We start from the raw sequence: 5,519 nt of genomic DNA, 5'->3' as shown, positions 1-5,519 counted from the left end.
GTCGTTGCCGATACCCCCATCCAGGGTGTCATTGTCGTTACCACCGACAAGGCTGTCATTGCCCCCACCCCCACTGAGGTTGTCGTTTCCTGCACCGCCTAGCAAGGTGTCGTTGCCATCTAAGCCAACGAGGGTATCATTGCCATCTAAGCCTGCGATGTTGTCATCGACTGATGTGCCGATGAGATTGTCGTTTGTGGATGTACCAGTAAATACTGCCAATGTTTTTTTCCTGCCTAGAGTAAACCGGCGGGGGCTATTTATGAGATCACCACCTCGCCTTAATTGTTTATCTGGGCACTCTCCCCAAAATTATGCAGTTTTTCCAAAAAAACTTTTTTTTTGGCAATTCTTTTTTTTTCCCAGACTCACGACTCACGACAGAGAGGCGATTAAGGCTGTAGGGGCTCTCGCATTCGGGCCCAAAATTCTTGAGTAAAACCGATAAATTATCTGCCCGAATGCTTCGCCCTTACTCCAAAGTTATGCCTTAACCACCTTGGCGGTTGCTATAGCAGTCGCCAAGGCGGTTTGGTCATTGAGCGGAGCGTCGCCCTGAGCGTAGTCGAAGGGTCGAAATGTCCACTTCGACTACGCTCAGTGACCGAAATATCCTAATCGCCTTGGCGGTTGCTATAAGACTGCTGGCGGTGCATCTCAATGAAGTGTCAAGAATCCTCGGCGTTCTGTGGCCGGGATTATACAGCGGTTGCTGCTGCAAGAGCGACAAACTTAATGAATCCTTAATATTTAATAAATTGGTTTGTTAATTGCTCCTGGGAGCATCCCGATTTGGGAAACACGCCTAGAGGGCGTGTTTTCAAACCCAAAGATCCCCCCCAGCCCCCCTTAAAAAGGGGGGGGAAAGAGTCTTTAAGTCCCCCTTTTTAAGGGGGATTTAGGGGGATCTAAATCTTAAGGAGTAGTTTGAAAACACGCCTAGAGGGCGAAGCATTCGCGTTGAAAATCTCTGATATATCTATAAGACATGTCCTAAAAAGCTTGTCAAAAACAGGCAGGATGCCTGTTCCACAATAATTATGGGAGATATCTATAGGAAATGGGCGCGAATGCGAATCCCCTACAAAAATGGGATGCACCCCGCTTTTGTACCTCATAACAGCAGGAACCGCTTTATCAACCATGCGCTAGCTGTGTCCCGAATTGCTGGCAATACCAGGATTCAGAGCTTCCTCTCACCAATAACTGATAACAAATAACCAATAACAACTAACTTTAGTTTTTGCCGATGACGGACAATCCTTCGACAATTACAGAGGGTGTATGGCAAGAACCGTTCCACTCGGAGTCCCCTCCTAATTCTACTAATTGTTTGAGGACTGTATAGACGTTGCCGGCAACCATTGTGTCTTTGACTCGGCCAATTATTTGACCTTTTTTGACGCGGTAGCCGAGATCGATATTAATCGAAAAGTCGCCGGAAATGCCCGCACTACCCCCCAGCATTTGATCGACTACAATTCCGTCGTCTAATTGGGCGATTAAATCTGTGAGCGATCGCTCTCCTGGTTTAATTAAAACATTGAACAAACTCGGTGTGGGATAACTGCCCAAACCAGGGCGAAATCCGTTGCCGGTGGTGCCACTGCCTAATGTTCGACCGGTGGTGCGATCTGTATAAAATAACTGCAATACTCCATTGTGTAGGAATACGATCGATCTAGTGGGAGTGCCTTCGTCATCAAAGGGACAGCTATAGGGCCCCGTATCCGGCTGTTGGGAGAGTGTGACTAGGGGGGATATGACTTGTTGGCCCAATCGATCGCTCCAAGGCGAAGCCCCTTCGAGTACCTGTTTGCCGTTGAGGGCTGCACAGACTGTGCCCCACAGTAAATCCGCGGCTTTGGCGGTGAACAAAACTGGTACCCGCCCTGTGACTGGTGCTACATTGTCTTTGGCCCATTCCAATCGTTGCAACACTCGCTGGGTGATGGTGTGGATGTCGATGGTGCTGCGTTCGGTTTCGCCCTCCCAAATATTCAGGAAGTCTTCTCCCCGCACTAATTCTGCTGATAAGTAACCGCTGAGGGTGGTGTCGGTGTGGCTGCAATCCAAGCCTCTAGTGTTGAGCAAGCGGGTGCTTTCTATTTCGCAGTCAAATTCGGCGGTGCAGATGCTTTCTGGGTAGGCTTGGCGAATGCTGGCGATCGCACTTTTGCCCCATTCTACTAGCTGTTGTGCTGCGATCGACTGTCCGAGGTCGGGATAGACAATTTTGTTACCGCTACCGAGTTCGATGATTTCCGGTTCGTTGAGTTGCGACAGGGCGATGGCGCGATCGACCAAAATCTGCGGTTCCACGGGCCCGTAAGCCACTGCCAAACCAGGCCGCCCATCCCTCCACAGCCGCAGAGCAATGCCTTCTGCTTGGGCAGTTTCTAGCTGTTTGAGGCGATTTGCTTCAAAAAATACCGGCCGCGATAAAGATTGCGACTCCAATACCTCAGCAGCTTCGGCACCTGCTTTGGTGGCTAATTCTAGCAGTTGTTCTGCTGATTGGTGATTGGTCATTGTTGTTGGTAATTTGAAGGAAGAAGGAAGTTGAACTTTTTATCGATATTTACGAGCAGAAGTTATTGGTTATTGGTTATTGGTTATTGGTTATTGGTTATTGGTTATTGGTTATTGGTTATTGGTTATTGGTTATTGGTTATTGGTTATTGGTTATTGGTTATTGGTTATTGGTTATTGGTTATTGGTTCTTGGTTATTGGTTATTTGTTATTGGTTATTTGTTATTGGTTCTTCACCTAACAACTGACAACTGACAACTGACAACTGACAACTAACAACTGACAACTAACAACTGACAACTGACAACTGACAACTAACAACTAACAACTAACAACTAACAACTAACAACTAACAACTGACAACTAACAACTAACAACTGACAACCCTAAATACTTAATTCATGCAGCAGCCAAAATCCGTCGAAAGATTCCGATTCTGGATTAGACTGGATTGCCAAAAAATGTACTTTTTTTGCTTCTTTTTTCGCAGCTTCAAATTTTTTAGCTTCTGCTTGAGTTGCCGAGTCTCTGATATTAGCTAAAATCCAGCGATCGTTAGCACCCGTATCCAGTATCAACCTAGGAGGGGTAGGAGGGGACCCGGAGTCATATTTCATAAAAGCTAACTCCAAACCGGACATCCAACCAGCCAGGGCTGTTGCTCTAGACGAAAATATAATTAGCCCCGGAATCTGGGTTTCTGGGCTCAGCCCTGTCATGGGTAGCCCAAAAGCTTCGCCAAATCCGATATCCCACTCGGACATTTCATCAAAAGCGGCGATCGGCAAACTCACAAATGCCCATTTTTCGCCGATTAAAGCGTCCGGCAGTGCCACAGGCGTTTCGGGTACAAATTGCACCGAAGGGTTAACAGTGGCTTGATAACCCTCTTGTGCAGGGTAATACGATCGCATCCGTTCTTCTAGCCACAGGCTCAGGGCAAGGGTACGGCGGCTGGCTGCCACGGGTATGTCCAAATCTTCGCAGGCTTTGGTAATCATGTTGGCCATTTGGCGACGGAAAAAGCGGATTTTTTCCGGAGGTTTCGGTGCAGAGGCGATCGCCTCTTTAATGGCACCAGCCAGCCACAGGGAATTCACCGTTGAACTCGGGCACAACTGTGAGTAGCGAAACAGAGATTCTGCATTGTCACCGACATTCAGCGGACTTTCGCAAATTAACACTTCCCATTTTTTTTTCTGTCGATCGTCTAAAATCGGACGACTGTAAAAATCGAGTTCCCAAATAGTAGCCATGCTGCGCGGTTCAAATTTATCCTTTCTCATGTTACCGGAGATCGGTCAAGTTTCTGATACCGAGCATTGGCCAATGATTTTAAATCATGGAGCATTTTAAAACAATGCTGAGGCGATGGTTGAGCCGAGTATTCACAGCCCACAGGTTTCTTAGTCTCTTGCAACCTGAATCGATCAATATGGTAAACTGGTCGAGACTGCGAATGCGAAAAATAACAAATAGAAGATAATTAAAGGTCGATCGCCTTTATTCAAAAACTAACTAATCGAAATTCCATGACCAAACTCAGCGTCAACATCAACAGAATTGCCCTCCTCAGAAACTCTCGAAACATCGGCATTCCCAGCGTTACTGAAGCCGCCAAAACCGTAATTGCCGCCGGAGCCCACGGTGTCACAGTTCATCCCCGTCCCGATGAGCGACACATCAAAGCCTCCGATGTTTATGAATTAGCCAAAATGCTAACCGTAGAATTCAATATCGAAGGTAATCCTTTTCAAGATCCGTTTATGGATATAGTTTGCGATGTCAAACCAGCCCAGTGTACCTTGGTACCAGATGCTCCCGATGTACTCACCTCCGATAGCGGTTGGAATATTCCTGAAAATCGCGATCGACTCCTACCAATTATTCAAAAATTAAAAGATAACGGCATCAGAGTCAGTCTATTTATGGATGCAGACCCCGCTCTCATGACCCTGGCAAAAGAAGTGGGCGCAGACCGAGTAGAATTGTACACAGAACCCTATGCAACGGCCTTTCGCGAAGGGAAAGTAGAATCAGTTTTTGAACAATATGTATTATCAGCTAAGGCTGCTCAAGCTGTCGGTTTAGGTGTGAATGCAGGACATGATTTAAACTTGCAAAACCTAGCTAAGTTTTGCTCCATTCCCGATATCCTCGAAGTATCGATCGGTCACGCTCTCATTGCAGAAGCATTAGAAATGGGTTTGTCTAACACTGTACAAGCTTACTTGAAAATTCTCTCCGATTTATAGTAGACATCTGCCACAATTATTGTGGCGAGTACGGGTGACGCCTCCTGGCTGTCCTTGATATCAAATCGTTTCTTGATCGGAATTATTCAGTATTATTCAGTTCTCTATTCTCGGACTCTATCTCACTGGAGTTTAGACTAAAAAACGATCGCATATAAAAGTAGCTGCCTTTCAACAGAAGGCAAGTTATTGCTCAAAAACTCACGCATTGAGGAGATTAAACAACTAATTTTGAAGACTTTTTGCGTCGAGAAACTCGTTTCTTGACAGTGGGATATCGCGGTGCCTTAGCACGTACCTTTCCTGTTTCCCAACCGGGGGATTTTCCCCTCTGTTTTGGCAATTTGGTAGGAGTACCAATGTCAACTAAAACTGACAACATTGATTGGGCAACACGTCCAGGAGTTAAATCGATCTTAGCAGATTGCCAAGGCAGTCGATGCTCGAGAACTAAGTCCCTAGCCAGCCAGAGTTGCCAACTCATCAATGGCATTAAATCGCTCCACCGCTCACATTGTTCTGGAGTTCTCAAGTTAGGCAATGTCCAATGTAATCGTTGCTTAGCAAACCGATACCAATGATCCACCCCAAAACGTCGTAAATACTTAGGGCTTGCTGAATATATCGATCGCACTTGACGTGGCCTGGGTTTCGATCGCGCGATCGAGAGTTTAGTGCAAGATAAACAGGTAAAATAGAGCAAAACCCGTGCATAACCACCTGCGATCGTG

Annotated in this window: 5 protein-coding genes; 1 reads left to right on the top strand and 4 read right to left on the bottom strand. The window is 46.4% G+C overall.

Features of this window, described 5'->3' with window-relative positions; translation table 11 throughout:
- The 3 genes from AAFP11_RS22665 to AAFP11_RS22655 form a co-directional block, all read right to left on the bottom strand.
- A partial coding sequence (locus AAFP11_RS22665) for a calcium-binding protein (protein WP_341739084.1) occupies positions 1-222 on the bottom strand: 222 nt, incomplete at its 3' end.
- Between the two features lie 1,014 nt (positions 223-1,236).
- The gene (locus AAFP11_RS22660; protein WP_341739083.1) at positions 1,237-2,532 is read right to left on the bottom strand and encodes a TldD/PmbA family protein; all 1,296 of its coding nucleotides are present in this window, start codon (positions 2,530-2,532) and stop codon (positions 1,237-1,239) included.
- A gap of 387 nt (positions 2,533-2,919) precedes the next feature.
- Entirely contained in the window at positions 2,920-3,789 is an 870-nt protein-coding gene (locus AAFP11_RS22655) for a Tab2/Atab2 family RNA-binding protein (protein ID WP_341739082.1), read from the bottom strand.
- A gap of 276 nt (positions 3,790-4,065) precedes the next feature.
- On the opposite strand from AAFP11_RS22655, the gene AAFP11_RS22650 reads away from it, so the two are divergent.
- A complete protein-coding gene (locus tag AAFP11_RS22650) occupies positions 4,066-4,788 on the top strand; it encodes a pyridoxine 5'-phosphate synthase (protein ID WP_340522028.1) in 723 nt (240 codons plus the stop codon).
- A gap of 217 nt (positions 4,789-5,005) precedes the next feature.
- Here the strand turns inward: AAFP11_RS22650 and AAFP11_RS22645 are convergent.
- Positions 5,006-5,519, bottom strand: a 514-nt coding sequence (locus tag AAFP11_RS22645; RefSeq protein ID WP_341739081.1) for a hypothetical protein, incomplete at its 5' end; no start/stop codon positions are given.

Origin of the sequence: Microcoleus sp. CAWBG640, from assembly GCF_020883015.1 — a bacterium.
GTDB classification, from domain to species: Bacteria; Cyanobacteriota; Cyanobacteriia; order Cyanobacteriales; family Microcoleaceae; genus Microcoleus; species Microcoleus anatoxicus.
This window is presented reverse-complemented; position numbering and strand designations above follow the sequence as displayed.

What these genes read in the sequence shown, in the direction of transcription:
- AAFP11_RS22660 (WP_341739083.1), bottom strand. Translation starts at nt 2,532, where the DNA reads ATGACCAATCACCAATCAGCAGAACAACTGCTAGAATTAGCCACCAAA.
- AAFP11_RS22655 (WP_341739082.1), bottom strand. Translation starts at nt 3,789, where the DNA reads ATGGCTACTATTTGGGAACTCGATTTTTACAGTCGTCCGATTTTAGAC.
- AAFP11_RS22650 (WP_340522028.1), top strand. Translation starts at nt 4,066, where the DNA reads ATGACCAAACTCAGCGTCAACATCAACAGAATTGCCCTCCTCAGAAAC.